A 24582-nucleotide genomic window follows, 5' to 3' on the forward strand; every position below is an offset into this window, starting at 1 on the left:
TTATCTCTGTGGGTTGGTCACGTCCTCCATCGAGAAGCCGATGAAGTAGAACGCCGTTGCGATGAGCATGATGGCGAGACCGGGCGGAATCAGCCACCACCAGGCGGTGAAGATGTACCCCTCCGACTGGATGTTCTCCAGCATGATACCCCACGACAGCGTCGCGAAGTCCGCCAGTCCGAGGTACGCCAGCGCCGCCTGCGTCAGGATGGCAGCGGCGGCGTCCTGCGCGAGGTAGACGAACGACAGCGGGAGCACGTGCGGCATGATGTGTCGGAAGACGATGCGGAGGTCGCTCGCGCCGGCGACTCTCGCGGACTCGACGTAGGCGCGCGTCCGCAGCGAGAGCGTCTCGCCGCGGATGACGATGCAGTTGTTGAGCCAGGAGGTGACGGCGATGCCGATGATGATGTTTGTCGTCGTCTGGCCGCGGATCGCCACGAGGACGATGAGCAGCGGCAGAAACGGCAGTCCGTACATCACGTCGACGAAGCGCTGGATGGTCTCGTCTATCCAGGTGTCGCCGTAGAAGCCGCTGATGAGGCCGAGCGGCACGCCGACGAGACTCGACAGCAGACCCGCGGCGAGACCGATGTACATCGCCGTCGACGCCGAGTACACGAGCAGCGTCGCGATACCGCGGCCGTAGGAGTCGGTGCCTAACGGCGCGAAGAACGGGTCGCCAAACTGTTCGCCGAACGCGGGCGGGTGCGGCAGCGTCCGCACCTGTTCGCCGGTCAAGCGCGCGTTCTCGTAGCCGATGTAAGCGATCCAGTCGGGGGTGTGCGGTGCGAACCAGCTCGGGACGATGGCCCACAGCGAGAAGATCACCAGGATGACGAGGCCGATGACGCCCATCCGGTGTTCGGTGAAGCGGTCCCAGCCGCGGCGAAGCCGCTCGACGCGCGGTTCCCACTGTCTCTTGTACGATTCGAGTCCTGTCGTTGATTCTCCTTCGGTAGCCATCTAGTTCTCCTCCCCGAATTTGATGCGCGGGTCGAGGTACGTGTACGCGATGTCGGTGATGAGGCGCATGAAGACGACCAGTACGGCGAGCATGAAGAACGCCGCCTGCGTGACGGGATAGTCGTTGTTCAACACCGCCTCGACGAGAATCTGCCCCATCCCCGGCCAGGTGAAGACGGCCTCGGTGATGACCGCGCCGTCGATGAGGAAGGCCAACCCGACGATTGCGCCAGTCGCAACCGGGATAAGCGCGTTCCGCGCCGCGTGTTTGATCATCACTGTGCGTTCGTCGAGTCCCTTCGCACGCGCCAGGAAGACGTACCCTTCGTCGACGACGTTGTTCATCGACGGGCGCATGATGAGCATCGCGCCGACCCAGCCGATACACGAGAGACTGATGAGCGGGAGCGCGATGTGAACGAGCACGTCGGACATCACGGTGACGGCGTTCCACTCGAACTCGGGGAACTGCGTCAGCATGTAGGCGCTCGGGAGCAAGCCCATCTCGTAGTCGAAGAACCAGATGAACAGCCAGCCGAGCCAGAACGCGGGCATGGAGTACACCATGAGCGAGGTGCTGAAGATGGTCTTGTCCTTCTGGCTACCGCGCCACCAGCCGAGATACATCCCGACGAGCGGTCCGACGATGTAAGCGACGATGTACGCCGCGCCGAAGAGGATGAGCGTCCGCGGCATCCGGCGGAGGATGAGGTCCCAGACCGGGACGTTCCACGTCGGCGACCGGCCGAAGTTACCGGTCTGGTAGTTTATCATGAAGTTGAGATACTGTTTCCACAGCGGTTCGTTGAGTCCCCAGACTTCCTGAATGCGCTCGACCTGCTCTCTGGTCATCTCCGGGGAGATCATGCTGTCGATGAACGTCCCGGGGGCGCTGCGGATGAGCGCGAACAGCAGGGTCATGATGAGCAGGAGGGTGAGGTAGGAGACCACAAGCCGCTTTGCGAGGTACTTTCCACTGATTCTGGTCATAGTTTCGAGGTCACGGTTTTCTTAGTACGCGTGCTGTTTGCGTTTCTGTGGCATGATTGGGAAGCGTGGTTATGAATGTGTTGGATTACTACGTTTTCGCGGAAAGAAAAGGCCGAAGCGGGCGCTACAACGGCGGATAAAGAGAGAGAAAGAAACGACGAGTGTCGGCGAAAGTCGCCGTCGACTTAGCTGTCCTTCTGGTGGACCTGCATGATGTTCGTGCCGAGGTAGCTGTCGCCCGGACCCGGGATGTTACCGACGAAACCGGTCCAATCGCCGGAGTTGACCGGCCACTGCACCTGCGTGTACGAAGTGATCATCGTCGGGAAGTCGAGGTAGATCTGCTCGACGGCCTGCTTTGCGAGATTGTTGCGCGTCTCGGTGTCCATCTCGGTGCGGCACTGCGAGATGAGGTCGTCGGCCGTCGCGTCCTCGAAGAGACCGTAGCCCATCGGGTTGTTGAGCAGCGTGTCCGTGTTGGTCTCGCCGTTTTCGTTCTCTTCGCTGTGGTCGTCGGCGTTGTCGCTGTGGAAGAGGCCGTAGAGCGAACTCGCACCGAACGGCGAGAGGCTGCTCCACGACATCGGGTAGATGTCGAAGTCCTCGTTGGCGTAGACGGCGTTCAGCATCGTGTTGAACGTCATCACTTCGCGCTCGATGGGGATCCCGATGGAGCGGAGGTTACCGACGTACCGTTCGACCATCTGGGCGGTCTTCGGCGAGTCCTTCGCCGGGTAGATGAGCATCTGCAGCGGACCGTCGTTGATCTCGGTGATGGTCTCGCCGTTGATGCGAATCTCCTGGTCGGTGTCGGCGTCCTGCAGGACGTCGGATTCGACTTCGCCGAAGGTGTAGTCGTGTTTCGCCTCGCTCTGGCCTGCGGTCACGTCGGTGAGGCTGCCGGGGTAGTCGAGGCCGACGTAGGTGCCGCTCTCGCCGTTGACGACCTGCCCGTCGGTGAGGAACTGGCGGATGCCCTCGACGTCGACTTCGGAGCTGGTCGCGTCGACGCCGCGGAAGGTGAACGCCTGGCTCGCCGCGCCGGTCAGCAGTTCGCCATCGTCGCCCGCGTCCGGACGCACCGCGGAGTAGCCGGGCGGCATGACGAAGTCGCCTTCCTGAACGTAGCCGCGCTGGAGCTGCTGGGTCCAGTAGATGTCGTCGAAGGCGAAGCCGAGCACCTGACGGAACGCGAGGTCGTCGAGCGGCGTCCGGCGGAGGTTGAACGAGTAGTGGCCGTACCCGGTGTCGTGCCCCTGGACGATGCTCATGCCCTCGGTGTTCTCGACCTGCTCGACCTTCGAGGTCTCGATGCTCTGGTAGAGGGTGTCGATTTCGCCGTTGAGGAACGCCTGCGTGAGCGCCGACTGGCTGCCGTAGATTTTGAAGCGAACCGAGTCGATGAACGGACCGCCCGCCAGCAGGTTGTCGTGGTCTTTGATCCACTGGAGGTTCTGCAGCGGCGCTTCGTCACGGAACGTGACTTCGATGGCGGTGTCGGGGCTGTACGTCGTGATTTCGCCGGGGCCCGCACCGATGGGGCCGCCGTTGTCCTGGGGCTGGTACGCCTGGTAGTCGTCGACTTCCTCCCAGATGTGTTTCGGCAGCAGCGGAACCTGGAGCTGCGTCGAGTCGTAGGTGCCGATGGGCTGGGAGAGCTTCATGTGAACGTCCCAGTCGTTGTCGGCCTCCTCGACCGTCTGGACGGGTTCCATCGCCGAGACGTAGCGCCCCGGCTTCTTCTCCATCAGGTAGTTGTACGTGAAGATGACGTCCTCGACGGTCAGGTCCTCGCCGTCGCTGAACGTGAGACCCTCGCGGACGTTGAAGTAGACGTCGGGTTCCGCGTCGTCGCCGTCGGCGTTCTCGACGGTCCACTCCGTGTAGGCGCTCGGATGTACCTCGAAGTTGACTGGGTCGATAGTCGTCCCCCAGCAGTAAACGAAGTCGAGGATGCTCCACGAGTACGCCGAAGAGGTCGAAAGCGGGTTGATCCCTTTCGGCTGCTGGTCCATCCCGACGGTGAACGTTCCGCCGCGCGTCACTTCGTCGGGGTTCGTCGTGTTCTGTTGAGGGGTGTCGTCCTCAGAACTGTCTCCGCTCTGGTCGTCTCCGCTCTGGTCGTCTCCGCTGTTGCCATCGTCACTGCACCCGGCGAGTGTGAGGGCTACAGCGCCTGCACCGGAGGCTTTGAGGAACCGGCGGCGACTACCGTTCATCGAATCGTCAGACATGCAGCACCACGTTGACGTATCCCATACTTATATTTGATGGTATTCTCATCAGAGTTCAGTGTGTAGTTAGCTCACAAGTAACGAAAGAGTCGGTCGAACGCCCCGGATTTAGCGGTCTCTGAGCGTCGAGTGGCCTTCGATGAAGAAGTACATGCTCATCACTACTGCGGATCCTGACATAGCCAGATAGATATCTCCGGGTACCTGCGTGGGGCCGGTCCGCGACAGCGCCATCCCCATGAGGCCCCAGAACGCCGCCAGCGCGAACCCGCCGCCGAGCAGAAAGAACGCCTCGACCTCCCGCCCGCGCCGATAGGAGAACATTCCGGCGAGAAACGCTACGCTGACGAGAATCGCCAGCACGCCACGAGTATCGAGCATATCGAGTCGGTACGGCCGACTCTACATAATACCTCCGTGCTCGCACGCGCGACCCGGCGACGGACGCCTCCGACCGCGTCCCGGTCGCTCGCCGCTTCGTCTCCGGACCGTTGGAGTTTCGGTCCTGACGATTCCACGCTCGCCCCATCGCTTTTGCGGTTCAGGACCGTACGCTTCGAACGATGGTATCCGCACTGTTCATCGTCAGCGAGGAGGGGTACTGGGCCGAGGAGTGCATCGAACCGCTCACCACGCTCTCGGAGGCGGGTGTCGACGTCACCGTCGCCACTCCGAGCGGGTCGCCGCCGGTCGTCGACGAGCGCTCGCTCGACCCCGACACCGTCGGCGAGGAGGAGTCCGAACGGCTCCGAGAGATCCACGAATCAGACGACAGACTGACCGATCCCGAACCGATCGCGACGGTGTCGGCGTCCGGCTACGACGTCGTCGTCTTCCCCGGCGGGCACGGCACCGTCTGGGACATCAACCAGGACAAACACGCGAGAGCGATTCTGCGCGATGCCGTCGCCGGCGACGAAGGGAAGGCGCTCGTCGTCTGTCACGCCGTCGGCATCCTCGGGTTCGCGCACACCGAAGAGGGCAAGTACGTCGTCAACGAGCGCGACGTGACCGGCTTCCCCAACGAGTGGGAAGACGACATCGTCGACGAGAACGACGTGATGCCGGACGGCCGGAAACTGCCGTACTGGGTCGAAGACGAGGTCATGGCCGCGGGCGCGAACTGGGACGCCGAACTCGACGCCGACACCAGCGTCACCGTCGACGGCGACCTCATCACCGCGCGCGGGCCCGAATCCTCGCGCGCGGCGGCGACGACGCTGCTCGACGAGTTGGGTATCGAAGCGAAGAGCACGTAAGCGGCCGCGAACGAGCGCCGGCCCCGCCGGTCTCACTCGATTTTGAACACCGCTTCCTCGATGCTCTCGCTCCGGCAGTCGGGACACCGCGAGGGGTAGTTCACCGGGTCGTCGAAGTTCGAGAAGCCGCAGTTTCGACACTCCGGCGGAGCAACCAGAAATCGCTCGTCGGTGCCGTCGAGCGACTGGGCGACGTGTCGGAGATGGTCGTAGACGACCGACCGAGGCGCGTCCACTCGCGTCGAGAGACCGCTCGCCGTCAGCGGTTCGTCTCTCAGCGCGTCGGCGATTCGCTGTCGGGTGGTCTCGGTTTCGTTCATAGCTTCGAGTACGGCCGAGCGGCCAAATTCTTTTTCAACATCGTCAATTCGGGCAAAACAGTCATCATGGCTGGCATTGATTGTTCGCTCATGAAGGCAGTCGTCCTTGCCGGAGGCTACGCCACACGACTTTGGCCGATTACCAAGCAACGCCCGAAGATGTTCCTCCCGGTGGGGGAGTCGACAGTCATCGACACGATATTCGCCGACCTCGAAGCCGACGACCGAATCTCCGAGGTGTTCGTGAGCACGAACGAGTACTTCGCCGACGAGTTCGAGGCGCACCTCGCCGACTCCGAGTTCGAGAAACCGACGCTGTCGGTCGAGGAGACCAGGGCCGAGGACGAGAAGTTCGGCGTCGTCGGTGCGCTCGCGGAGTTAGTCGAGCGCGAAGGCGTCGAGGAGGACCTGGTCGTCATCGCCGGCGACAACCTCATCAGTTTCGACGTCGCCGAGTTCGTCGACTTCTTCGAGGAGAAGGAGTCGCCGATTCTGGCCGCCTACGACGTCGGGTCGCGCGAGCGCGCGAAGTCGTACGGTCTCGTCCGTCTCGACGGCGACCAGGTCGTCGAGTTCCAGGAGAAGCCCGAAGACCCCAAGAGCACGCTCGTCTCCATCGCCTGCTACGCGTTCCCCGCCGAGACGCTGCCGAAACTCGACGAGTATCTCGAATCCGACAACAACCCCGACGAACCCGGCTGGTTCCTCCAGTGGCTGCAGTCGCGCGACTCCGTCTACGCGTTCAGTTTCGACGAAGCCTGGTACGACATCGGGACGCCCGAGAGCTACCTCGAAGCCGTCGCGTGGAAACTCGGCGGCGAGAACTTCGTTCACGAGGACGCGACGGTCGAGAACAGCGAACTCGGCGAGAACGTGCAGGTGCTGGCCGGAGCCGAGGTCCGCGACTCGGCGCTCGAACGTTCCGTCGTCTTCTCGGACGCGACGGTCCGCGACTCGACGCTACGCGATACGATCACCGACCAGGAGACTCGTATCGAGGGTCTGCAGTTGACCGAGACGCTCGTCGGCGAGCACTCGAAACTGGTCGGCGAGGAGTGACGAGGATCCCGCTCGGGTAGTCTCTTTTTCCTCACCGACTGCCCGTTCACTCGCCCGCAGACGAGCCGCTACCTCTCCCCGAGTCGCGCCTCAGTCACCCGAATCCGTCCTCGGGTCCCCTCCCACTCCGTCTCGTACTCCAACTCGATGGGCCGGGACATGTGCGGTCCGTCGGTCACCAGCGTCTCGAACTCGCCGCCTTCGCCGAGGATGTGCACGCCGTACTCCTCGTTGAGTTCCTCCAACTCCGCGAGCGCGTCGGCGTCGAACGCGCGGCCCACCCACGACTCGTCGAGGCCGTGCGCGGCGACTTGGACGATGGTGATCTCGAAGCCGGCGTCGAGCATCGCGTCGGCGAGTTCGCGCGGATTCTCCTGCCACAGCGGCGCGAACAGATCGATGCCGAGGCGGTCGCACATCTGTTGAATCCGGTTCGTCTGGAACTCGCTTTCCACTGCGCCTGCGGTGACGCCCGCCAAATCGAGTTCGCCCCGTAGCTCGCGCAGTGCGGCTTCCATCGGTTCGAGCTCGGCGTCACCCTGTTCGCCGGAGTCGGTCGCCGAATCGGCCTCGAAGGAGTCGGGTTCGACTTCGACGAGTTCGATGCCGACGCTCTCGGCGGCGAGTCGCGCCAGTCGCGTCTCGGGGACGTGATACATGTACGAGTCGCCCTCGGGGTGGACGGTGAGCAGTCGGCTCACGTTCAGTCCGTCTTCGAGCGCCCGGTAGAGCGCCCACGAGGAGTCTTTGCCGCCCGAAAAGAGGCTCACCCAGTCGTCGGTCATTGGAAACGGTAGTGACGAACGGGGTTTACGCGCTACGATTCGGCGCTCTCGTCGGGTTCTCGAACACCTCCTCCGCGTCAGTACGCGTCGCGCTCCGTTTCGAGCGACTGCCACCAGAGGTGGCCTCGCTCTCGTACCTCCATATGTTCGAGCACACCCGTCTCGGTCAACGCTTCGAGCCGTTCGTACATCGCCCAGAGCGGCACGCCGAACCGCTCTGCGAGGTAGCCCGTGTTGACGACCGGTTGCGGCGCGCACCGAATCACTTCGACGATGTCGCTCGTGGGGATTTCGGCCTCGGAGACGCAGTCGGGTACCGAATCGGGGTCGTCGTTCGCGTCCATAGTCGGTGTACTCGCTTTGGGGTCAAATGGGTATAGCGAGGTGAGGGGGAGAGTGTTCAGAACCAGACTATTCCCGTCGACCGGGGAGTTGGCCCGCCGCCGCGACATCCCGCCTGAGCGAGTCTCACCGGTACTCCTCCCGTGGCGGGGAGAACACGTCGATAACGGTGCCGGATTCGAGAACTCCGTAGCTGTGCTCGACCCCTCCCGGTATCGAGTAGCTGTCGCCGGTTTCGAGAATCTCGTCGCGGTCACCGAACCGAAGACGGTAGCGACCCGAGACGACGTAGCCGCTCTGCTCGCTTTCGTGACTGTGAGGCGGCACGTCGTTTCCCTTCTCGAAATGCATCTTCGTCACCATCGACTCCTCGCCGACCGCGAGTACGTCGAAGTTGACGCCCTGAAACTCGTTTTGTTCGGCATCTGCTGCCTTGACTATCGACCCGTCCATACGTTTAATCTAAACGAATGTTCGTTATATAAGCGTGTCTGCTGGGCCTGCATCCGATTTTCCGTCAGAGATGTCGTTTTGCGCTACTCGACTGAATCTGTCGGTCGAATCGGCCCGAACGGTCGACCACGACGATTCACCTACTGAGCGGACGATCCCACGATCTCAGAGAATAGGAGATAAGGCGGGCCTTTATTCATCGTATACTGAGCGGATGGTTTGAAAATAGCCCGCCCTCTGAAACCGAATTCGGGCGACACGTGATTGCGTATCGCGCGAAAGGGTTTATCGAATCGGGTCGATTCGCCGAGCGCTCACATGTATCCCAGGTCGCGCAACCGGCCCATGATGTTCTCTTTGTCCTGTGCGCGGCCCTCTCGCTCAGTCGTTCCGTCCAAATCCTGCATCCACGCCGGGCGCTCGTCGGACTTCGCAGAGCCCGACTCGGTGCCGAGTGAGCGGAAGCCCTCGAAGTACTTCGGCGAGACGGGGAGGTCCTCGGCGGCCAGGCCCTCGGGCAAATCCTCGCGCGACTCGGGGACGTGTCCGGCCGGGTAGCCCTCGACGGTGTCGGGGACCACGAACTGCCAGAAGGCGTCCCAGACGTCGCCTTCGTCGAACTGAAGGATGGTGTGGATGCGGTCGTGCGGCGGGTACTTCTCGGAGTCGTGCCGCGGGCTGAAGAACGTCTCGTCGGCGCGGGACTCCTGTTCGTCCCAGCGGACGCCCGAGAAGATGCCGTCGAATCCGTACTCGGTGAGCGTCTCGTTCAGCGCGACGGTTTTCAGCAGGTGGTTGCCGACGAACGTGTCGGCGTCGAGGACGAGCGTCTCGTCGTCGTACTCCAGTCGAGTGAGCTCCTTCTGCGTCGCTTCGCTGAGTTCGCTCACGGTGAACTCGTCGCCGGGCTCCGCGCCGAGGCGGGCGAACTCCTCGTTGCGCGCGACGACGAGTTCGAGGTCCCACTCGTCGACCCAGCGGTCGACGAACGCGGTCACTTCGGGGAAGTGCTCGAAGTGGTCGATGAAGACGACCGGCGGTACGTCGCGGCCGTTCTCGCGGGCGACCTCCATCACGACGTAGAGGACGAGCGTCGAGTCCTTCCCGCCGGTCCACATCACCGCCGGGTTGCGGTACTGTTCGAGCGCCGTCGCGGTCAGCTCGGCGGCCTTCTCGACCTTGTCGGCGAGCGACGGGTAGTCGGCGGCGGTCTGGGAGGCTCCGGCGTCGTAATCCACGTCGATGTACTCGGGGAACTGCTCGGTCATCGACCGATACATCCACTGCCGAGACCATCTACCTTTCCGCGGCTACTGGCTGGCATAGAACACGGTCGAGCCGGCGATTTCGTTCGACGCCGCTGTCGCTCGTTCGTCGGCGAAATCGGAAGAAAGCGATGCGTCGGCCGGGCCGTCTCGACACCGAGACGGGTCAGCGGCAGTAACCTGCCGACTTCACATGTAGCCGAGGTCGCGCAGGCGCTCCATCAGGTCCTCTTTGTCCTGGGCGCGGCCCGCGCGCTCGGTCGTGTTGTCGAGGTCCTGCAGCCACGCGGGCGTGGACTCCGTCTTGTCGGTGGAGACCTCGCTACCCAGCGAGCGGAAGCCCTCGAAGTACTTCGGCGACACCGGGATATCCTCGTGAGTGAGACCGTTCGGCAGGTCGTCGTAATCCTGCGGGACGTACCCTTCGTCGGGGAACTCGTCGACGCTTTCGGGCACGACGAAGTGCCAGAACGCCTCCCAGACGTCGGCCTCGTCGAACTGGAGAATCGGTTGAATACGGTCGTGCGGCGGGTAGATCTCCGGGTCGTGACGCGGCGAGAAGAACGTCTCGTCGGCGCGGGCCTCCTGTTCGTCCCAGCGAATGCCGGAGATGATGCCGTCGATGTCCTCGGATTCGAGGGTGTCGTTCAGCGCGACGGTCTTCAGCAGGTGGTTGCCGACGTACGTGTCGAGCAGGAACGGGAACGTGTCCTCTTCGTACTCGAGGATGTTCCGGACGTGGTGCTGGTTGTGTTCGGAGAGCTCCGAGACCGGAATGTCGTCGCCGGGGGTCAGCCCGTGTTCGTCGACGTAGTCGCCGACGTCGGTGTTGCGAGCGTACTTCACGTCGAGGTCCCACTCGTCGGCCCAGCGCTCGACGAAGTCGAACAGGTCGTCGAAATGCTGGTAGTGGTCGATGAACACCGCAGGCGGCTTTTCGAGGTCGTAGCGCTCGGCGACCTCGTTGACGAAGTACAGCGTCAGCGTCGAGTCCTTCCCCCCGGTCCACATCACGGCGGGGTTCTCGTACTCTTCGAGGCCGGTTTTCGTCACCTCGATGGCTTTCTCTATCTTGTGCTGGATGCTCGGATAGTCCTCAGCGGTCTCACCCTCACCGTCGGTGTACTCTACGTCGAGATAGTCTGGGAAGCCTTCGGGCATCTCGTAATGAGATATAATTACTGGAGTAAAGTGTCTTATGGCTCTTCGCAATCTGTGCGTTGGCATGCGTGCGAATCACACGCTCTATCCATCGAACGCGTCGAACGCACCGGACGTGTCGAAGGCCGCGTAACCGCTCGTTCGGATTCGGTCTGCCGGGAGAAACTGTCGCCGTTCAGTTGATGAACTTGTTGTCGCGCCAGTTGATGCCGTTTCCGTTCGAGCTGTTCTGCTGGGGGTTCTCGACGACTTCGACGCTCGCCGGGCGAACGTCGCCTTCGACGATGCGGGTCGCGCGCAGGTCGCCTTCCTCCTCCGTGATTGCGGTGAGCGTTCCTTTCTCGGCGAGCTTCGCGATCTCGCACAACACCTGAAACATCGGGAACTGCAGCGCCGTGTTCTGCAGTACCGTCTCTCGGTCGCCCTTGAAGCAGGCGAACTCGACGAGTTCGGAGGGAATCTCCTCCTCCTCGTCCTGGGCCCACTGCGGGCCGCCGGCGCGCGGTGGTTCCTCTTCGTACACGCGCGTCTCCGTGACGCTCGCCTTGAGCTGTGCCGTCGGCGTGTACTTACTCAGGCTCTCGTCGTCGGAGATGGCTTTGATGATGAGGGTGTTGTTTCGTCGTGTGATGTCGATGTCGGCGACCTCCGCCGGCAGGTCGGGATTCTCGTCGAAGTAATCCTCGACATCTTCGAGTGGCAGTTCGAGCGTCGAATGGAGTCGATATACGCGGCCTGACATTTTCTTGTGCTTCTGATGGGGGTGGGTCGGTACTGCGCGATACTGCGCAAATGCCGGTACGCGTGTCCACTAGGGGCGGTGGACATATAGTGGCTACCCTTCAATTCTCGGGAGAAAACACACGAAGAAATTACGACGAGTCGAGTGTCGCTTCGAGTTCGCCGCGTTCGTCGAGTTCGGCGAGGATGTCGCTTCCGCCCACGAACTCACCGTTCACGTACGTCTGCGGAATCGTCTCCCATCCGCTGTGCTCCGACAGCGCGGCGCGGTACTGGTCGAGTGCGGGGAGCACGTCGACCGTCTCGAACCCCTCGCGGTGCTGACCGATGAGTTCGACCGCTCGCATCGAGTAGCCGCACTGCGGCATCAGGCGGTTCCCCTTCATGAACAGCACGACGTCGTTCTCCGCGATGATCTCGTCGACTCGCTCTTGGACCTCGTCGGCGTCGAGGCCGCTTTCCGGTTGGAACGTCATGCGAAGGGGTATGACACCCCGACAGATAGGGGTTCCGCCCCGCGCGGTGGAACGATCGGTCCCTTCGCAGGTAGCGACGACCTGCCGCTCTCACGAACTACGACTCACGGGCGGTGCGAAGCTTCAACTGCGAACACGGGGCCACCTTCCCGCGTGTCGTGACCACCGACCGCGGGCGGCTCGAGGGTGCGCGGCCACCCGCTCGCGGAGATGAATTCGATACCGGTTCGGCCGCCTGTTCGCCGCGCGAGAGGTCACTGGCCCGTCTGTTACTCGGGGTCGGTGGCGCTGCCGGTCAATCGAGATACGTCGTCTCGGTCTGCGTCAACTCGTCGTCGACGTCGCCGGTGTTTCTCGTCGCCGCCGGTTCGAAGAGCAGAATCTCCGCTTCCGCGTCGGCGACGGGCCGATGTTCGACCCCTGCCGGCACGACGAGCAGTTCGCCCGACTGGAGCGTCACAGCTTCGGCGTCACGGAACTCGATACGGAGTTCCCCCGAGCTGACGAAGAACAGTTCGTCGGCGTCGTCGTGGCTGTGCCAGACGAACTCACCTTCGACTTTGGCGAGTTTCACCGCCTGACCGTTCAGTTCGGCGGCGACGCGCGGAGACCACTGCTCGTCGAACGAGTCGAACGCCTCTGCGAGCGAAACTTTCGCTGGCGGCAGCGCGCTCACTCCTCGCCGACGCGGACGACGTTGATGAGCGAGTACACCGGGACGCCGTCTATCTCCTCGATGCCCTGCTTGTCGACGATGACGACGGCGGCCTCGACGGTCCCGCCGTGGTCGTGGACGGCTTCGATGGTTTGGCGCATCGTCGTGCCGCTCGTGATGGTGTCGTCGACGACGTAGCAGCTGCGGTCGCGAATCTGCGCGAAGTTCCGGGAGAAACTGCCGCCGAGGTCCTCGATGTCGCCCTCCTCCCACTGGTGTTTCGCGGGGGCGAACGTTCCGAGGTCGGTGTCGAGTTCGCGGGCGACCACCGTCGCCAGCGGTGCACCGGCTTTCTCGATACCAATGGTGAGGTCGACGTCATCGCCCTCCTTTCCGAGCAGGTCGGCCATCGCCCACGCCACGTAACTGAGACGAGCGCTGTCGCGGCCGACGGTGTTCCAGTCGACGTGGATGTCGTCGGGCCCGGTGCCGCCGGAGGGAGCGGTGCTCGTCGTCTCGGGTTCGGAACTCGTCGCGCCGCTGCGCTCGACGAGCCAGCTCGCCGTCTCGCGGGAGACGTTCAGTTCGTCGGCGATCTCGCCCTTCGAGAGGCCGCGTTCTGCCAACTCCGCCGCACTGGAGATGAGGTCATCGACGTTCTTCATACGTACTGAATTGAACGGCGGTTTTTATAGTGGTGTCGTCGTCGTCGAACGCCCGCCCGAACTCGTCGAGGCCGTAGATTCCGGTGACGAGCGCGTCCAAGAGCCACTCCGGCATCGACGCCAGCGACTCGGTCGCCGCCTCGAAGTGCTTGACGTGGGAGTTGACGCTGCCGACGAGCGCCTTGTTGTGCAGGACGAGCTCGCTGTGGAACGCGCCTCCGTCGACTTCGAACTCCCAGTCGCTCGGCACGCCCAAGAGCGCCGCGACGCCGTTCGGCGCGAGCGCGTGAACCGACTGGAAGACGTGTTTCGGGAATCCGGTCGCCTCGTAGATGTAGTCCATCGGTTCGTGAACGTCGGGAATCTCGTCGACCGGCGTCTCTCGGGAGTCGACGTACGTCGCCCCCAATTTCTCGATGACGTCGATGGTCGCGTCGGGGCGGTCGCGACGTCCTAGACAGTAGAGGCGGTCGGCGTCGTAGCCGTACTCGATACCGAGCATCGCCAGCGTGAGTAGGCCGAGACTCCCGTTGCCGAGCACGAGCGCCGTCTCGGGGTTCCACTCGAACGCGGAGCGCGAGGCGTAAGCGTGTTCGATGGCCTTCTCGGAGATGGAGACGGGTTCGACGAGGAAGCCGACCGACGCGAGCTCCGCGGGGATGGACACGAGATACTCCTCGGGACTCGTGAAGTACTCCGCCATGAAGCCGTGTGCGCCGTCGATGCCGCGTTCGTGGTACTCGCCCGCCGGGGCCATGTCGGGCTCGCCGCGCTCGAAGTACTCGTTGGGACCGTTCGGCGGCCGGCGAACGGTGGGAACGACGACGTCGCCGCGTTCGAGGCCGGTGCCGTTGGGGTCCTCGACGACGCCGACGGCCTCGTGGCCGAGCACGAGATACTCCTCTCCCTCGGGGAACCCACCGTGGCCCCCACTCAACACCTCGTGGTCGGTGCCGTCGACGCCGACGCGAAGCGTTCGGACGAGCGCTTCCCCCGTCGACGGCTCCGGCTTCGGGACGTCGACGACGCTCGGTTTCCCGTCTCCCTCGTACACCGCTATCGCTTTCATACTCGGGCTAAGATCCTGACCACCAAAACATTTATTCTATACCGAGTAAACACTAGGATCGTCGGTGAGCGCCGTGCGCGACGCTTCAGCCCCGTCGCGTGACTCGCAACCGCGAGCGTCATCCAGCCAGCCACGTGAGCGCTCACCGCCACCCCGTGGCTCTTTCGCGGCTCTTCTTCGGAAGCGAGCGTCCGCAACGGAGTTTATCCGACGCGGTGTCCTACAGTAGAGGGTGTGCACACTAACGCTCGCGTGGCAGGTGTTTCCAGACGCGCCCGTCGTCGTCGCGGCCAACCGCGACGAAGCGTTCGGCCGCCCCTCGGAACCCCCGGCGCGCATCGAGGACGATCCGGCAGTCGTCGCCCCGCGCGACGCCGAGGCGGGCGGCACGTGGGTCGGCTACAACGAGCACGGTCTGTTCGTCGGCATCACGAACCGATGGATAGACGCAGACCCGGCGGCGGACCGCTCCCGCGGACTGCTCGTCCGCGACGCACTCCGTCGGGAGTCCGCCGAAGCCGCCGCCCGGTTCGTCGAACGCGAACTCGACGAGCGGAGCTACGACGGCTTCAACCTCGTCGTCGCCGACGCGAACGCGGCGTTTCTCTTCGAGTGGGACGGCCGTCTCCGCGTCCCGCGGTTCGACCCCGGCGTCCACGTCGTCGTCAACGTCGGTGCCGACGACTCCTTCACCATCCCGTCGTTCCGCGCCGAAGCGGGCGAACGACAGGCCGAGAACGCCCGCCGCCTCCGCGAGGCGCTGCAGCCCGAGCCCGGCGAGTCCTCGGAGGCGTGGCACGACCGGGCGGCGTCGGCGCTCGGAAACCACGAGTACGGCGTGTGCATCCACGGAGACGGTTTTGGGACTCGGTCCTCGTCGCTCGTCGCCATCGGCGAGGAGGGCGCGAGCTATCGGTTCGCCGACGGCCCCCCCTGCGAAACCGACTACGTTCCGGTCGAAAGCCACATTTAAGCGGGTCGCCGGACGTGTATCCAGTATGAATCTGCGCACGCCACAGACGGAGGTGTCCGCGTGAGCGCCACGAACCTCGAAGCGGACCTCACCACCGAGGAACGCCGCGGACTCGAGCTCATCCGCGAGACGCGGGGCATCCACCAGAGCGACTTCTGGAAGCAACTCGACATCGGCTCTCGAAAGGGGAGCCGCATCGCCGAGCGACTCGCCGAGACGGGTCTCATCAAGCGCTCGGAGACCGTCTACGAGGGCCACAACACCTACTTCCTCGAACCGGCGGCCCGCGACCTCGACTTCTCGCTGTTGATGGCCGGCGACATGCTCTCGCCGTACATCGGCGAGGAGGAGATCGATCCCAAGAGCGACGCCTTCTCGCAGTGGCTGATGAACCTCGCGTACGACGAGTACTAACTCCTGTTTCTCGATCCGTGTTCTTTCGCGCTACTCGGTTCTGAGATACATCGCTTTCGACGCCGGTCTGGTCTCCTCGAAGCCGAAGCGCTCGTAGAAGCCGTCCACGTCGGCGACGAGGTTGACGTACGCGTTCGCCGGTGTCTCCTCGTCGAGAAACGCGAGGAGTTCGTCCAGTATCTTCGTCCCCAGGCCTTCGCCCCGATGGTCGGGGAGGACGGCCATATCGACAATCTGGTAGACGGTCCCGCCATCCCCGACGATTCGACCCATCCCGACGGGCGTCTCGTTGGCCTCTCCGTCGCTTTCGCTCGCGCCGTCGACGGCGAACGCGGTCACCGCGTAGAGGCTGTTCGGCAGGCCGCGCTCGGCACCCGCACGAGAGCGCGGACTCATCCCGGCGGCCTCGCGGAGCGACAGATACGTCTCGACCGAGGGTAGCGTCGCTCGAACGTCGTAATGCATACCGGAGAAACGCCGCGGGGGGGAGAGTTCGGTTTCGGTTCGCTGCGGGCGGAGGAGTCGTTTACTCGGCGTCCTCGTCGTCGCTCGACAGCAGGTCGTGTTCGGAGAGATACGACTCGATTTCGTCGGTGGAGCGCTCGGTGTACTGCTCGGACTCCACGTCGATGGTGGCGAGGCCGACGCCCTCCGGTTGGAGACCCTCGTCGTTCGACTCCGCGAGCGCCGAGAGCGCGAGGCCGATACCGCCGTCGAGGTCCGCGTCCTCGGTGTAGTGCTCTTCGAGGTAATCGCGGATATCTGCGCGGTTCGCGCCGATGGAGAGCGCCTGCCACTCGTACGGCGTCCCCGACGGATCCGTCTCGAACAGGCGCGGTTCGCCGTTCTCGATGCCGCCGACGATGAGCGCGACGCCGAAGGGGCGCGCGCCGCCGACCTGCGTGTACTGCTGGATGTGGTCGGTGACCTCCTTCGTCAGCGACTCGATGCCGATGGCCTCGCCGTAGCGGAGGCGGTTGACCTGCGCGCGTTGGCGGGCGAAATCGATGAGTTGGCGCGCGTCGGCGACGTGACCGGCCGAGGCGATGCCGACGTGTTCGTCGGCCTTGTGGAGTTTTTCGACGCTCGAGGGCTCCATCAGCGGTGAGCGACTGCGTTTGTCCGCAGCCAGCACGACGCCGCCGGCGGTTCGGACGCCGACGCTCGCCGTGCCTCGCTTGACTGCCTCGCGTGCGTACTCGACCTGGTACAGTCGGCCGTCGGGCGAGAAGATGGTGATGCCGCGGTCGTACGCCTGCTGTTGCGCTTGTCCCTGCATAGGTATCACTCGAAATCGAGTTCCGTCGCGCCGAGAACGCCCGAGGGGAGGCGGACGAAGCGTACGTCGTCGCGTACGACCGCCGGCCGCTCGGAACCCTCGAACACGACCTGTCTCTTCTCGGAAGATGCGGCCGCGCCGCGTAAATAGCTTTCTTCACAGGCGCGCACGGTTCCGGAGACGCCGCGGACGCGCACCCCGATTTCGGCGTCGCCGACGCTGTTCAGACAGGCGAGCGCGGCGCGGGCGTCGTCGACGCGGCCGCGTCGGACGCGGACGACCGCTTCACCGACGCCATCGCCGAGTTCGAAGCCGTACACCGTGAGGTCGGCGTCGGCGCTCCCGACGTCGCCGAGCAGGTTCTGGGCGGCGTACCAGAGCTCGCGCTGGAACTCACCGCGGCCGAACCCCGCGTCGGGCCACGTTTCGATCCCGACCGCGAGATAGCGCCAGCGCGGTCGGAGATGCTTCGGCAGGTGCTTCATCGGCGGTGGTTACTCGTCGCTTCCGTCGGAGTCGTCGCCCCCGCCGAACCGCTCGGCGACGAGCACGCCCACCTGGTCGTGGACCCGCTCGACGGCCGTCAGCGCGAACCCGGCACCGGTGAGACAGTCGACGAGGTGACCGACCGTCGAGGGGTCGTCGACCTCGGGACTGTAGAACGGCTCTTCGGGGTCGGGTTCGCCGAAGAACATCACGTCGCCGAGGACGAACTTCCGGGGCCGGAGCTCCGCGATGACCTCGATGGCCTCGCGCTTCTGCTCGTCGGAGAGGTGGTGCATGGCGAAGTTCGAGACCACCACGTCGACCTCGCCCTCGTAGTCGGGTTCGCGGAACGACCCGCGGCCGAACTCGACGTTCGCTATCCCCTGTTCCCCGGCTTTCGTTTCCGCCTGTTCCATCATCCCCTCGCTGATGTCGCGGCCGACGACGCGCTTCGCCTTCGGCGCGAGCGCGAGCGCGATGGCGCCGGTGCCGGTGCCCAAGTCGAGCACCACGTCGTCGGGGCCGGGGTCGGCGTGGTCGACGACGAGTGACGCGCAGGCCTTGTACTCGTCGGAGTCCTGGCTCTCGTCGTAGTCGGCGGCGATCTTCGAGAAGCGGGCGGCGTGTTCTTCAACCGTCTTCTTCATACCTGCCTCGTTTGACCCCCGGGGCTATGAACGACTCGGACGTTCGCTCGCGGTTTCGCGCCGCGAGGCGGCCCCACTCGCGGAGGCCGGTCTCCATCTGGTCGGCGGAGAACCCCACGCGTTCGCCGACGGCGACGAGTTCCCGCGGCGCGCGCAGTTGCAGGTGCGAGGTGGGGTTCGCGCTGACGACGAACGGGACGTCGTAGTACTCGACGAGTTCGCGGAGTTTCCGCATCGACTTGAGCGCCTGTACGCGCCGGCCGCCGTCGGCGCGGAGCACCCGTCGAAAGTCGAACTCGACGCGGACGCCGTTTCGTTTCGCGGATTTGGCGAGCACGTGGTTGAAGTCGCCGCCGGCCATCGGCCGCGACAGCACGTCGATTCGCGCCTGCTCGGTGGCGAAGCGGTTCAGTTTGTCGTCGCCGCCGCGGAGAATCAGGAGTGTGGTCTTCGGCCGGAAGTTCCCGACCGACCCGCTTGCTTGCTCGGGGTTCGCGGCGACGACTTCGACGGCGTCGACGACGTCGACTCCGTAGCGGTCGCTCGCGCGCTCGCAGGCGTCGACGTCGGGTGCGCTCTGCGACCGGACGACGACGCCCTCGAAACCGTAGTCGGCCGCGGTGCGGGCGAAGCGCGAGGGGGTGCTGTCGCCGTCGGGGTAGGCGTGGACCGCTTCGTACATCTTGGGCTGTCTGATTTTTGTCGTCGTTGTGGGTGCTTGTCGGTTTCGGGATTTAGCGGGGGCTGTGGTCCGGTCCTGTCACCGTGTTGTGCGTAGCGGTTACACCCTGTCTCCCCTCTGTAGACACACAGACGTGTTGGCTAGTACGTGTAGTAGAGCAGTATCGGTGACCCTGCACCGGGTCCCGCAAGCTGACGGCAGAGATTGTAGATGGTCTCTACTGCGTGTCCGACGACTGCGTTCCGTCCCTGCTCTCGTTTATCCAGAGTCTCGTAGAACGTCGGGAGCTTCGGGAGTACCGGCTCCAACGCACCCGACATCTCACTCAGTTCGTCTCCCTGGAGGAAACCACCGTGGCCGAGGCGGTACTCTGTCCCACCGACGACGAACGGAACCCACTCGCTGTCACCTATTCCTCCGAGCAATTTCTGCCACAGTGCGTGAGCAACGGGTGACTCTTCTTCGAGGAAGTCACAGAATCTCCGGCTGAGAACTCTCCACGACGGTTGCCAGTACGCCATCGAGTAGATGACCGGGCTTCTGAGAGCGGGGTTCCCCTCGACACACAGTGCAAACTCAGCGAAGTCGAAGGGGTTTTTCGCCGGAGGGAGTTCGAGTGTTTCGTACAGTTCTGAGAGGGATTCCGCTGACCGACGAAGCAGTTCGAGGTGTCTAGGAGTTGCGTCGCCGAGAAGATGCTCCATTCCCCAGCGTGTGTAGTAGGCAGTATCGACCGCAGTTGGATGAACTGCATCCATATCTACGGCCAGAAACGCACAGTCGGTACTCATTAGATGAAGTTGCACAGGACAACTTCTTGAATAGATGGGCATTTCGCCGATGTTTCCTAAAGCGGTACCTAACGAGCGAGTCGAACACGGCTGCCGGGCGCACCGAGACGACCGCACCGCCGCCTCAGACCTCCCCAGCCTCGTCGGGCGCATAAACGCGCCCGACTCCCTCGCGCATCTCTCGGGCGGACGGAGCCACCCTCCGGCGCGCGCCGCTGCAACTCTCACCTTCGTCTCGACCCGACCTGCGTCCGTCGCCACCCCGCAACCCGGCGTTTTTCGCTACTCTCGCTCACAGCGAACGGAAAATACATATCGACGAACTGACGACCGGAATCATGGCAACGGACGTACAGGTGTTCGGTGTGCTGCTGCTGTCGTTCGGTCTCCCGAGCGCGGTCTGGCCCTCCCGGGTGGCGAAGTTCGAAGAACGACTCGACTCCATCGGAAGCAAGCGCTCGTGGTCCGAAATCGAACCGGCCGACTGGAAAGTTAGCCTCACGCGCGTCGCCGGAATCGTGATGGTGCTCGTCGGAATCGTCTGGGTGGTCTCCCCGTAGCTCCTCTGCCGACTCCGGTTCGAGGCTGCGCTCGTCTCCTCTACTCGAACCGCCCCGGATTCCTCGTCGCCTCCGCGACCCGAACGGCCGCGACGTTCTCGGGCACGTCGTGGACGCGGACGATGTCCGCGCCGCGTTCAACTGCTAGAGCAGTTCCCGCGATGGTCGCTTCGAGGTTGTCGCCCGCGTTCTGCCCGACGAGTTCGAACATCGATTTGTGCGAGTGGCCGACGAGAGTCGGACAGCCGAGCGCCGCGAACTCGGAGAGTCGAGACAGGAGCTCGAAGTTCTCGGGTTTGGACTTGCCGAAACCGAGGCCGGGGTCGACGATGACGCGCTCTCGCGGGATACCCGCCTTCTCGGCCAGGAGGACGCGCTCGTTCAGTTCCTCGATGACGTCCTCGACCACGTCGTCGTAGTCGATATCCCTGTCCGGCACGACGGGCGCGTCGATGCTGTGCATGACGATGACCGGAACCTCGCGCTCGGCGGCGAGAAACCGCATCTCCGGGTCTTCGAGGCCGGTCACGTCGTTGAGGATGTCCGCGCCGGCGTCGAGCGCCGCCCGGCCGACTGCCGCTCGCCGCGTGTCGACGGAGACGGCCACGTCGAGTTCGGAGATGGCCTCGATGACCGGCACGACCCGCCGAATCTCGTCTTCGACCGACACCGGGTCCGCGCCGGGGCGGGTGCTCTCGCCGCCGACGTCGATGACGTCTGCGCCCGCGTCGACCATCGCCCGCGCTTGCTCGACGGCGTCGTCGGCGTCGAAGAACTCGCCGCCGTCGTGAAAGGAGTCGGGCGTCACGTTCAGAATCCCCATCACGGAGACGCTGTCGGTCCACGGGTACGCCGAGTCAGCGGACTCGCCGCTGCCCCCGGTGTCGCCGAGTTCGAGACGCTCGCGGAGGTCGGCGGCGACCTGCGAGAGGCCGAACGGACCGCCGTCGGACTCGTTCGAGTCGGATGAGGGTTCGTTCGCTCTGCTCACGAACCCGCCGTCGATGCGGGCGAGCAGTCGGTCGAACTGCCCGAGCGTCCCCGAGAGGACGACGTCGTGGAGTTCGCCGTCGCTGTCGAGTCCGGCGGCGACGCACTGCCCGCCGAGACGGGCCATCTCGGTTTCGAGCGCTCGCGCCTGTCGGCTCTCGACCTGCGTCTTCACGACGCGGTGGACGATGTCGTCCTCGGCGGCGGCGACGGCCTCGGGCGCCGCCCCCGCGCGCTCCAGCGTCGTCCGCGCCTCGACCCGAGAGTCGACCGCCTTCGGAACCTCCAATCGCGTCCAACGCCGCCGCGCCTCGGCGACGCAGAACAAGGAACCGGTGAGGAGCACGCAGTCGTCGGGACCGGCTCGGTCGAGGGCGTTCGACAGCGCGTCGGAGACCGAACTGACGCTGTCGACCGATTCGACGCCCGTCCGCTCGAAGACGCGGGCGAGGATCTCGGGGTCTTCGGCTCGGCTGAGATTCGGTCGACACGTCGTCACGGAGTCGGGCGTCGGCAGGGCGGCGGCCATCTCGCGGTGGTCCTTGTCGTGCATCGCGCCGAAGACGAGGTGGAGTTCCTCGTAGTCGAACTCCGAGAGCACGGCCGCGAGAACCTCGAACGCCCCCGGGTTGTGCGCGCCGTCGAGGACGACCATCGGCTCTCGCTGCATCACCTCGAACCGTCCCGGCCAGTGCGCGTTGCGGAGGCCGCGGGCGACTGTCTCCGCGTCGAGGTCGACGCCGACCTCGTCGGCCGCCTGACGGGCCAGCGCGACGGCGACGCCCGCGTTTTTCGCCTGGTACGCGCCGAGCATCGGAATCCGGGCTTCGACCTCGAAGCTCCCCTGCGAGGCGATGACGACGGACTCGGTGTGGTTGACCCGACCCTCGTAGCTCACTCGGAGGTCGGGGTTTTGGGGGGCGTCTGCGTCGCTCGCATCCGAGACGGTAACTACGTCGCCGGCCTGCGCTCGAACGGCAGCCAGTGCCTCGCCCGTCGCGGCGGTGACGAGCGGTCGGTCCGCGGGCGCGACGTGGGCTTTCGTCGTCGCAATCTCCTCGATGGTGTCGCCGAGCACCGCCGTGTGTTCGAGCGTGACGTTCGTGACGGCGCTGGCGACGGGGTCGACGACGCTCGTCGCGTCGAGTTCGCCGCCCATCCCGACCTCCAGCACGGCGACATCGACGTCGCTGCGGCCGAAGTACCAGAGGCCGAGCGCCGTGACCGTCTCGAAGAACGTGAGCGGTTCGCCCGCCGCCGCGCGGTCGACGAGGTACGGCTTCGCCTCCTCGACGAACTCGCAGAGCGCCGACTCGGGCATCTTCCGCCCGTCGACGCGGACGCGTTCGCGGAGGCTGTCGAAATGCGGCGAGGTGTAGAGTCCGACGTTGCACCCCGCCTCTCGGAGCGTCGACTCGACCATCCGCGCGGTGCTTCCCTTCCCGTTCGACCCCGCGACCTGGACGAACCGGACGTGTTCGTGGGGATCTCCGAGGTGGGCCAGCAGCGCCCGAACCGACTCGGTCCCCGGCTTTACCTGAAAGCGGCGGAGGTCGAAGAGAAAGTTCGCCGCCTCGGAGTAGTTCATGCAACGGGTGAGTCTGCGACTCCGCTTAGGCCTATCGGACCACTCAACGGACTCGCCGGTCGGATAGAGAGGTCGTCGCGTCCGGTTCGAACTATCTTGCTTGTAAATACCAGGAACGAACGGAACTACGTGGAACTCCTACTTTCTCTCCCGACTTTCATGAGTGCTGCGCTTTCGACGTCCATCGGAGAAGTGGCGGCGACGTTCGTCGACTGGTCACCGTTCGAACAGACCGTCGCCGTCGCCATCGCATTTCTCGTCGGCTTCGTGCTGATAACCCGTTTGAGACCGGAAGTCGAGGCGAGATACGACAGCGATATCGCGGAGATGGTGACGGTGACGCTGCTGGTCGCCGAGCTCGCGGCGGCGGTGTTGGCGCTTGCGGCCGTCTGGAACCTCGTCGTCGTTTTCGACGTGCTCGCGCAGGCGGTTCTCGTCGACCGGTGGACGGCGGTCAGACAGGTGGTGACCGTCGCGGTGTTGGCTACGGCGTATCTGGTCGTTCGACTGGTCAACCGCTCTATCGACCGCCTGGCGGCGACCGACGCGCTGACCAAACATCAGAGCGAGGTCGCCTACCACGTCACCAACGTCGGTATCTTCGGCTTCGGCGTCACCGTGTTGCTCTACCTGTGGGGTATCCAACTCGGCGACCTGTTCATCGGCGCGGGGGTCGCAAGCGCCGTCATCGGCCTCGCGGCCCGCGAGACGCTCGCAGCGATAATCGCAGGGTTCGTCCTGCTGCTCTCGCGGCCGTTTCGCGCCGGCGACTGGGTCGAAGTCGACGGCCGTTCCGGTATCGTCGAGGATGTGACCATCATCAACACGAAACTGCGGACGTACAGCGACGAACATCTGCTCGTCCCGAACGACCACATCACCAACAACCAGTTGATGAACTACTCGCGCAGCGACCGCCTCCGCATCGAACTGGAGGTCGGCGTCGACTACGAAACGGACCTCGAACACGCACAGGAGGTCGCTGAGGCGGCGATACGCGACGTCGATACGGTCCGCGACGTTCCCTCGCCGCGGGCGATTCCGCAGGAGTTCGGTGAGTCGTCGATACTGCTCGAACTCCGCTTTTGGATCGGCGAACCGACGATGCGACGGTTCTGGAAGGCCAAAGGTGCGGTCATCCGGGAGGTGAAGGCGGCGTACGAGCGCGAAGACATCTCCATTCCGTTCCCGCAGCAGACGCACTCCCGGAGAAACCCCTCCGACTCCGTCGCTACCCAGATACCCGCTCGGGACAACTGACCGGATAAAAACACCCTGAGCGAACAAGCCCACATCGGTTCCCGCTGGCGCGGCGTTATACAGACGAGATGCTCGGTACCGTCACTATCGGTCGGAAGGCGGCGAAGTACGGCTACAAAAAGTACGGCGTCCCGGGTGCTGTCGTCGCCGGAGGCGCCGCGGCCGGCGGCGTCTACGTCGCCAGAAAGACGCTCAAATCGAAGTTCGGCGGCGAGGCGGCGACGTTCGACGAGGCGGCATCGGCGGAGAGTGAGTCCACGGAGGCGTCCGTCGACGACCCGACGGAGGGCGACGGCGACGACCCGTCGGAGACTGAAGCCGCCGACCGCGAGGACGTCGACAGACACGAAGACGTAGACGAGAGCGAAGTCGACGAGTCGCGCGAGGGGAGCGACGATTCGAACGACGAGACGTAAGCGGAGGTGCCACCGGGAGCCGGTGTCGATTCGACCGCCCCAACGAATAATATTCC

Annotated in this window: 29 protein-coding genes; 7 read left to right on the top strand and 22 right to left on the bottom strand. The window is 64.4% G+C overall.

Annotated elements, in window-relative coordinates; all coding sequences use genetic code 11:
- The 4 genes from LAQ73_RS02310 to LAQ73_RS02325 form a co-directional block, all read right to left on the bottom strand.
- On the bottom strand, positions 1-966 hold the full coding sequence (locus LAQ73_RS02310) for an ABC transporter permease (protein ID WP_224269644.1): 966 nt from the start codon (positions 964-966) through the stop codon (positions 1-3).
- Positions 967-1956 (bottom strand): ABC transporter permease, encoded by a 990-nt coding sequence (locus LAQ73_RS02315; RefSeq protein ID WP_224269645.1) that lies wholly within the window; start codon positions 1954-1956, stop codon positions 967-969.
- A 185-nt stretch (positions 1957-2141) separates the two neighbouring features.
- Positions 2142-4190, bottom strand: a complete 2049-nt coding sequence (locus LAQ73_RS02320) for an ABC transporter substrate-binding protein (protein ID WP_224269646.1) — start codon at positions 4188-4190, stop codon at positions 2142-2144.
- Between the two features lie 108 nt (positions 4191-4298).
- Complete coding sequence (locus LAQ73_RS02325; protein ID WP_224269647.1) at positions 4299-4571, bottom strand: hypothetical protein; 273 nt, start codon at positions 4569-4571, stop codon at positions 4299-4301.
- Between the two features lie 182 nt (positions 4572-4753).
- Between LAQ73_RS02325 and LAQ73_RS02330 the strand changes: the two genes are divergently transcribed.
- Complete coding sequence (locus LAQ73_RS02330; RefSeq protein WP_224269648.1) at positions 4754-5449, top strand: DJ-1/PfpI family protein; 696 nt, start codon at positions 4754-4756, stop codon at positions 5447-5449.
- A gap of 32 nt (positions 5450-5481) precedes the next feature.
- Here LAQ73_RS02330 and LAQ73_RS02335 read toward each other — a convergent pair whose 3' ends face one another.
- A complete protein-coding gene (locus tag LAQ73_RS02335; protein ID WP_224269649.1) occupies positions 5482-5769 on the bottom strand; it encodes a transcriptional regulator in 288 nt (95 codons plus the stop codon).
- Between the two features lie 90 nt (positions 5770-5859).
- Between LAQ73_RS02335 and LAQ73_RS02340 the strand changes: the two genes are divergently transcribed.
- Positions 5860-6828, top strand: a complete 969-nt coding sequence (locus tag LAQ73_RS02340) for a nucleotidyltransferase family protein (protein ID WP_224269650.1) — start codon at positions 5860-5862, stop codon at positions 6826-6828.
- A gap of 68 nt (positions 6829-6896) precedes the next feature.
- On the opposite strand, the gene LAQ73_RS02345 is transcribed toward LAQ73_RS02340, so the two are convergent.
- From LAQ73_RS02345 to LAQ73_RS02390, 10 genes are all read right to left on the bottom strand, one after another.
- Positions 6897-7613 carry a diphthine--ammonia ligase gene (locus LAQ73_RS02345; protein WP_224269651.1) on the bottom strand — a complete coding sequence of 239 codons (717 nt, stop codon included), beginning with the start codon at positions 7611-7613 and terminating at the stop codon, positions 6897-6899.
- Between the two features lie 77 nt (positions 7614-7690).
- Positions 7691-7957 carry a hypothetical protein gene (locus tag LAQ73_RS02350; protein ID WP_224269652.1) on the bottom strand — a complete coding sequence of 89 codons (267 nt, stop codon included), beginning with the start codon at positions 7955-7957 and terminating at the stop codon, positions 7691-7693.
- A 124-nt stretch (positions 7958-8081) separates the two neighbouring features.
- Positions 8082-8408 (bottom strand): cupin domain-containing protein, encoded by a 327-nt coding sequence (locus LAQ73_RS02355; RefSeq protein ID WP_224269653.1) that lies wholly within the window; start codon positions 8406-8408, stop codon positions 8082-8084.
- Between the two features lie 314 nt (positions 8409-8722).
- Positions 8723-9676, bottom strand: coding sequence for a phosphoadenosine phosphosulfate reductase family protein (locus LAQ73_RS02360; protein ID WP_224269654.1), 954 nt, complete (start codon positions 9674-9676; stop codon positions 8723-8725).
- A 186-nt stretch (positions 9677-9862) separates the two neighbouring features.
- Positions 9863-10834: a phosphoadenosine phosphosulfate reductase family protein gene (locus LAQ73_RS02365; protein ID WP_224269655.1), complete on the bottom strand. Its 972-nt coding sequence runs from the start codon at positions 10832-10834 to the stop codon at positions 9863-9865.
- A gap of 175 nt (positions 10835-11009) precedes the next feature.
- Complete coding sequence (locus LAQ73_RS02370) at positions 11010-11576, bottom strand: DUF7110 family protein (protein ID WP_224269656.1); 567 nt, start codon at positions 11574-11576, stop codon at positions 11010-11012.
- Positions 11577-11706: 130 nt separating this feature from the next.
- Positions 11707-12051, bottom strand: a complete 345-nt coding sequence (locus LAQ73_RS02375; protein ID WP_224269657.1) for a glutaredoxin family protein — start codon at positions 12049-12051, stop codon at positions 11707-11709.
- A 295-nt stretch (positions 12052-12346) separates the two neighbouring features.
- Positions 12347-12727 (bottom strand): cupin domain-containing protein, encoded by a 381-nt coding sequence (locus LAQ73_RS02380; RefSeq protein ID WP_224269658.1) that lies wholly within the window; start codon positions 12725-12727, stop codon positions 12347-12349.
- A complete protein-coding gene (gene gfcR / locus LAQ73_RS02385; RefSeq protein WP_224269659.1) occupies positions 12724-13371 on the bottom strand; it encodes a transcriptional regulator GfcR in 648 nt (215 codons plus the stop codon). The genes LAQ73_RS02380 and gfcR overlap by 4 nt, the downstream gene beginning before the upstream one ends.
- The gene (locus LAQ73_RS02390; RefSeq protein ID WP_224269660.1) at positions 13355-14440 is read right to left on the bottom strand and encodes a glucose 1-dehydrogenase; all 1086 of its coding nucleotides are present in this window, start codon (positions 14438-14440) and stop codon (positions 13355-13357) included. The genes gfcR and LAQ73_RS02390 overlap by 17 nt, the downstream gene beginning before the upstream one ends.
- 232 nt (positions 14441-14672) lie before the next feature.
- Here LAQ73_RS02390 and LAQ73_RS02395 point away from each other — a divergent pair, with 232 nt between their 5' ends.
- Both LAQ73_RS02395 and LAQ73_RS02400 read left to right on the top strand, forming a co-directional pair.
- Complete coding sequence (locus LAQ73_RS02395) at positions 14673-15413, top strand: NRDE family protein (protein WP_224269661.1); 741 nt, start codon at positions 14673-14675, stop codon at positions 15411-15413.
- 60 nt (positions 15414-15473) lie between these two features.
- Positions 15474-15827 (top strand): helix-turn-helix transcriptional regulator, encoded by a 354-nt coding sequence (locus LAQ73_RS02400; RefSeq protein ID WP_224269662.1) that lies wholly within the window; start codon positions 15474-15476, stop codon positions 15825-15827.
- A 30-nt stretch (positions 15828-15857) separates the two neighbouring features.
- On the opposite strand, the gene LAQ73_RS02405 is transcribed toward LAQ73_RS02400, so the two are convergent.
- The 6 genes from LAQ73_RS02405 to LAQ73_RS02430 all read right to left on the bottom strand — a co-directional run bounded on the left by LAQ73_RS02405 (position 15858) and on the right by LAQ73_RS02430 (position 19712).
- On the bottom strand, positions 15858-16292 hold the full coding sequence (locus tag LAQ73_RS02405; protein ID WP_224269663.1) for a GNAT family N-acetyltransferase: 435 nt from the start codon (positions 16290-16292) through the stop codon (positions 15858-15860).
- 61 nt (positions 16293-16353) lie between these two features.
- Positions 16354-17106 (bottom strand): archaeal proteasome endopeptidase complex subunit alpha, encoded by a 753-nt coding sequence (gene psmA, locus LAQ73_RS02410; protein WP_224269664.1) that lies wholly within the window; start codon positions 17104-17106, stop codon positions 16354-16356.
- Between the two features lie 5 nt (positions 17107-17111).
- Positions 17112-17591 carry an Rpp14/Pop5 family protein gene (locus LAQ73_RS02415; RefSeq protein ID WP_224269665.1) on the bottom strand — a complete coding sequence of 160 codons (480 nt, stop codon included), beginning with the start codon at positions 17589-17591 and terminating at the stop codon, positions 17112-17114.
- A 9-nt stretch (positions 17592-17600) separates the two neighbouring features.
- Positions 17601-18239 (bottom strand): class I SAM-dependent methyltransferase, encoded by a 639-nt coding sequence (locus tag LAQ73_RS02420; RefSeq protein WP_224269666.1) that lies wholly within the window; start codon positions 18237-18239, stop codon positions 17601-17603.
- Positions 18223-18921 carry an RNase P subunit p30 family protein gene (locus tag LAQ73_RS02425; RefSeq protein WP_224269667.1) on the bottom strand — a complete coding sequence of 233 codons (699 nt, stop codon included), beginning with the start codon at positions 18919-18921 and terminating at the stop codon, positions 18223-18225. Before LAQ73_RS02425 ends, LAQ73_RS02420 begins: the two co-directional genes overlap by 17 nt.
- Positions 18922-19061: 140 nt before the next feature.
- A complete protein-coding gene (locus LAQ73_RS02430) occupies positions 19062-19712 on the bottom strand; it encodes a hypothetical protein (RefSeq protein WP_224269668.1) in 651 nt (216 codons plus the stop codon).
- Between the two features lie 338 nt (positions 19713-20050).
- Here LAQ73_RS02430 and LAQ73_RS02435 point away from each other — a divergent pair, with 338 nt between their 5' ends.
- Positions 20051-20272: a DUF6199 family natural product biosynthesis protein gene (locus LAQ73_RS02435; protein ID WP_224269669.1), complete on the top strand. Its 222-nt coding sequence runs from the start codon at positions 20051-20053 to the stop codon at positions 20270-20272.
- A gap of 40 nt (positions 20273-20312) precedes the next feature.
- Here LAQ73_RS02435 and folP read toward each other — a convergent pair whose 3' ends face one another.
- Complete coding sequence (gene folP / locus LAQ73_RS02440; protein ID WP_224269670.1) at positions 20313-22850, bottom strand: dihydropteroate synthase; 2538 nt, start codon at positions 22848-22850, stop codon at positions 20313-20315.
- 159 nt (positions 22851-23009) lie between these two features.
- Between folP and LAQ73_RS02445 the strand changes: the two genes are divergently transcribed.
- Both LAQ73_RS02445 and LAQ73_RS02450 read left to right on the top strand, forming a co-directional pair.
- Positions 23010-24110 (top strand): mechanosensitive ion channel family protein, encoded by a 1101-nt coding sequence (locus LAQ73_RS02445; RefSeq protein WP_224269671.1) that lies wholly within the window; start codon positions 23010-23012, stop codon positions 24108-24110.
- A gap of 68 nt (positions 24111-24178) precedes the next feature.
- A complete protein-coding gene (locus LAQ73_RS02450) occupies positions 24179-24526 on the top strand; it encodes a hypothetical protein (RefSeq protein WP_224269672.1) in 348 nt (115 codons plus the stop codon).
- Positions 24527-24582: the final 56 nt, after the last annotated feature.

This window comes from Haloprofundus salinisoli, from assembly GCF_020097815.1.
In the GTDB taxonomy this organism is placed as follows: Archaea; Halobacteriota; Halobacteria; order Halobacteriales; family Haloferacaceae; genus Haloprofundus; species Haloprofundus salinisoli.

Bases quoted from the DNA above. Each gene is read 5' to 3' on its own strand.
- LAQ73_RS02360 (WP_224269654.1), bottom strand. From the start codon at position 9,676: ATGACCGAGCAGTTCCCCGAGTACATCGACGTGGATTACGACGCCGGA.
- LAQ73_RS02345 (WP_224269651.1), bottom strand. From the start codon at position 7,613: ATGACCGACGACTGGGTGAGCCTCTTTTCGGGCGGCAAAGACTCCTCG.
- psmA (WP_224269664.1), bottom strand. From the start codon at position 17,106: ATGCAGGGACAAGCGCAACAGCAGGCGTACGACCGCGGCATCACCATC.
- LAQ73_RS02435 (WP_224269669.1), top strand. From the start codon at position 20,051: ATGGCAACGGACGTACAGGTGTTCGGTGTGCTGCTGCTGTCGTTCGGT.
- LAQ73_RS02445 (WP_224269671.1), top strand. From the start codon at position 23,010: ATGAGTGCTGCGCTTTCGACGTCCATCGGAGAAGTGGCGGCGACGTTC.
- LAQ73_RS02425 (WP_224269667.1), bottom strand. From the start codon at position 18,921: ATGTACGAAGCGGTCCACGCCTACCCCGACGGCGACAGCACCCCCTCG.
- LAQ73_RS02320 (WP_224269646.1), bottom strand. From the start codon at position 4,190: ATGTCTGACGATTCGATGAACGGTAGTCGCCGCCGGTTCCTCAAAGCC.
- LAQ73_RS02420 (WP_224269666.1), bottom strand. From the start codon at position 18,239: ATGAAGAAGACGGTTGAAGAACACGCCGCCCGCTTCTCGAAGATCGCC.
- LAQ73_RS02415 (WP_224269665.1), bottom strand. From the start codon at position 17,591: ATGAAGCACCTGCCGAAGCATCTCCGACCGCGCTGGCGCTATCTCGCG.
- LAQ73_RS02370 (WP_224269656.1), bottom strand. From the start codon at position 11,576: ATGTCAGGCCGCGTATATCGACTCCATTCGACGCTCGAACTGCCACTC.
- LAQ73_RS02340 (WP_224269650.1), top strand. From the start codon at position 5,860: ATGAAGGCAGTCGTCCTTGCCGGAGGCTACGCCACACGACTTTGGCCG.
- LAQ73_RS02335 (WP_224269649.1), bottom strand. From the start codon at position 5,769: ATGAACGAAACCGAGACCACCCGACAGCGAATCGCCGACGCGCTGAGA.
- LAQ73_RS02430 (WP_224269668.1), bottom strand. From the start codon at position 19,712: ATGAGTACCGACTGTGCGTTTCTGGCCGTAGATATGGATGCAGTTCAT.
- LAQ73_RS02375 (WP_224269657.1), bottom strand. From the start codon at position 12,051: ATGACGTTCCAACCGGAAAGCGGCCTCGACGCCGACGAGGTCCAAGAG.
- gfcR (WP_224269659.1), bottom strand. From the start codon at position 13,371: ATGAAGAACGTCGATGACCTCATCTCCAGTGCGGCGGAGTTGGCAGAA.
- LAQ73_RS02350 (WP_224269652.1), bottom strand. From the start codon at position 7,957: ATGGACGCGAACGACGACCCCGATTCGGTACCCGACTGCGTCTCCGAG.
- LAQ73_RS02330 (WP_224269648.1), top strand. From the start codon at position 4,754: ATGGTATCCGCACTGTTCATCGTCAGCGAGGAGGGGTACTGGGCCGAG.
- LAQ73_RS02310 (WP_224269644.1), bottom strand. From the start codon at position 966: ATGGCTACCGAAGGAGAATCAACGACAGGACTCGAATCGTACAAGAGA.
- LAQ73_RS02405 (WP_224269663.1), bottom strand. From the start codon at position 16,292: ATGCATTACGACGTTCGAGCGACGCTACCCTCGGTCGAGACGTATCTG.
- LAQ73_RS02315 (WP_224269645.1), bottom strand. From the start codon at position 1,956: ATGACCAGAATCAGTGGAAAGTACCTCGCAAAGCGGCTTGTGGTCTCC.
- LAQ73_RS02355 (WP_224269653.1), bottom strand. From the start codon at position 8,408: ATGGACGGGTCGATAGTCAAGGCAGCAGATGCCGAACAAAACGAGTTT.
- LAQ73_RS02390 (WP_224269660.1), bottom strand. From the start codon at position 14,440: ATGAAAGCGATAGCGGTGTACGAGGGAGACGGGAAACCGAGCGTCGTC.
- LAQ73_RS02325 (WP_224269647.1), bottom strand. From the start codon at position 4,571: ATGCTCGATACTCGTGGCGTGCTGGCGATTCTCGTCAGCGTAGCGTTT.
- folP (WP_224269670.1), bottom strand. From the start codon at position 22,850: ATGAACTACTCCGAGGCGGCGAACTTTCTCTTCGACCTCCGCCGCTTT.
- LAQ73_RS02450 (WP_224269672.1), top strand. From the start codon at position 24,179: ATGCTCGGTACCGTCACTATCGGTCGGAAGGCGGCGAAGTACGGCTAC.
- LAQ73_RS02365 (WP_224269655.1), bottom strand. From the start codon at position 10,834: ATGCCCGAAGGCTTCCCAGACTATCTCGACGTAGAGTACACCGACGGT.